Source organism: Nocardia sp. NPDC058497 (genome assembly GCF_042720195.1).
Classification (GTDB): Bacteria; Actinomycetota; Actinomycetes; order Mycobacteriales; family Mycobacteriaceae; genus Nocardia.
Window position 1 is genome coordinate 1 of record NZ_JBHXMY010000760.1, and the last position, 2,368, is coordinate 2,368.

A 2,368-nucleotide genomic window follows, 5' to 3' on the forward strand; every position below is an offset into this window, starting at 1 on the left:
CCGCGACAACGGGCGCGCCGGGACCCCTTCCGGCCCACCGCCGACTGGCCCGACACGGCCCGCGCGCACCGATTCGCCGAACAACAGCCGGGCTATCCTGCTGCTCGCCGCCGCCGTCGCCGCGTTCACGGTGATGCTCGTCGTCCTGGTCGTCACCCGTGATCGGAGCGCCGATCCCGGTCAGCAGGCGCAGAATCCGGTCACCGTGACCACGGTGGTCGACGGCAAGGTGAGCACCGTCGTGATCGTGCCCGAGCAGGAGACGGTCACCGTGTCCGCGCCCGCGACCGCGTCGCCGAACGGCGCGACGAGCACCGGCCCCACCTCGAGCGCCCCTGCCACGAGTACCTCGGGCAAGCCCACCTCCACGCCGTCGCCGACCAGCACGACGATCACCACCACGCCGTTCGGCCCGCCCACCCCGGACCGGGTGGCCCAGTTCATCGCCGGGTACTACGGCATGCTGCCCGGCAATGTCGGTGGTGCCTGGGCCCAACTCGCCCCCGGCTATCAGGCGCAGACCGGTGGCTTCGGGCAGTACTCCTCGTTCTGGTCGTCGGTGCGGTCGGTGACTGTCGGCTCGATCACGCCCAACGGGGAGAACAAGGCGGTCGTCTCGCTCACCTACCACCTCACCAATGGCACCGTGAGCTCGGAGAATCGCTGGATTCAGGTCAGCGGCACCGGCAACGCGCTGCAGATCGCCGGCTCGGGAGTCTGAGGCGTACCCGCTACCCTGAACGCGGCCCGGTGACCGCCGGTCCGACTCCGACGAGAACGAGGCGAGAAACAGGTGAGCGCGCGACCGGCCGCGGTGCTGTGGGACATGGACGGCACGCTGCTCGACTCGGAGAAGCTGTGGGACATAGCGGTCCGTGAACTGGCCCGTGAACACGGTCGCGAGCTGACCGACGAGATCCGCCACGCGCTGATCGGTGCCTCCGGCCCGAACGCGCTGCGCATGCTGTTCGACGGCATCGGGGTTGAAGCCACGCCGCAGGTGATCGCCGAGGCGGGTGACTTCCTCGAGCGCCGCGTCACCGAGTTGATGCTGGGCCCGATCCCGTGGCGACCCGGCGCCAAGGACGCGCTCGCCATGGTGCGCGCCGAGGGCCTGCGCTGCGCGCTGGTCACCAACACCAAGCGCTCGCTCACCGAATACGGTCTCGACACCCTCGGCCGCGACTTCTTCGACACCTCGGTCTGCGGTGACGAAGTGCCGCACGGCAAACCCGATCCCGCCATCTACCGCAAGGCCGCCGACCTGCTCGGACTCGACCCGGCCGACTGCGTGGCCATCGAGGATTCGCCGACCGGCGCACTCGCGGCACAGGGCGCGGGCTGCGGCCTGATCGTGATTCCCTGCGAAATCGCGGTTCCCGACGCGCCGGGGCGGGTATTCCGGGAGTCGCTGGTGGGATTGTCGGTCGCCGATCTGCGTGCCGCGCTGGATGTGCGCGACGAACATTTCGGCAGCGCAGCGAGATAGGGCGAAATAGCCTACCGTGATTATTCCGCTATCGACAGGGAATGTGCGAAAACTGTTGCCGCACAGTTGATTTCATGACGCTGTGATCTGTCCGGGATAGTCCGGATTTGCCGAAACCCTGGGCGTGTCGTCGAAAGTTACCGCAAACTGAATACATGACAGGGACGCGGGGGCTTGACGAAATCGTCGACATCGCACGGTATCCGCTCACCGATCTCGGTGGCCCGGGCCGGCGCGCCGCGGTGGCCGCCGCCCGCGCGGAACTGGCCGGGGACGGCTGCACGGTCCTGCGGGAATTCATCCGCCCGGAGCTGTGGGACACGCTGCGGGTCGAGGGGGAGCGGATCGCCCCACACGCCCACTACAAGGTGGAACGGGTCAACGCCTACAACATCCCGCTCGACGCCGACCTGCCCGCCGACCATCCGGCCCGGATCGTGCTCGATCGCGGCAACGCCTTCGTCGCCCGCGACCGCATCCCCGCCGACGCGCTGATCCAGCGGCTCTACACCGATCCGGTCTTCCAGCGGTTCGTCGCCGATTGTTTCGAACTCGACGAACTGCACGAATTCGCCGACCCGCTGGCCGGTCTGTGCCTGAACGTGGTCGAGCCGGGCATGTCGCACCCGTGGCATTTCGACACCAACGAGTTCACCGTCAGCATGCTGACCCGGCGTCCCGAATCCGGTGGTGTCTTCGAATACTGCCCCAACATCCGCGACCCGCACGCCGAGCATCTCGACGACGTGCGCGCCGTGCTCACCGGCGACGGCGAGCGGTTCATCCGCGCGCTCGAACTGCGCCCCGGCGACCTGCAGCTGTTCAAGGGCCGCTTCTCGCTGCACGGGGTCACCGTGGGGGCGGGTGCGGGACAACGAC

2 protein-coding genes and 1 pseudogene are annotated in these 2,368 nt (G+C 68.5%); all 3 read left to right on the plus strand.

Annotation, left to right across the window (positions count from 1 at the left end; translation table 11 throughout):
* Positions 1-721: pseudogene (locus ACFWPJ_RS30570) on the plus strand (serine/threonine protein kinase); the annotation flags it as partial.
* A gap of 72 nt (positions 722-793) precedes the next feature.
* Positions 794-1,489, plus strand: a complete 696-nt coding sequence (locus ACFWPJ_RS30575; protein WP_378856649.1) for an HAD family hydrolase — start codon at positions 794-796, stop codon at positions 1,487-1,489.
* 155 nt (positions 1,490-1,644) lie between these two features.
* Positions 1,645-2,368, plus strand: a 724-nt coding sequence (locus ACFWPJ_RS30580) for an arpA protein (protein ID WP_378856651.1), incomplete at its 3' end; no start/stop codon positions are given.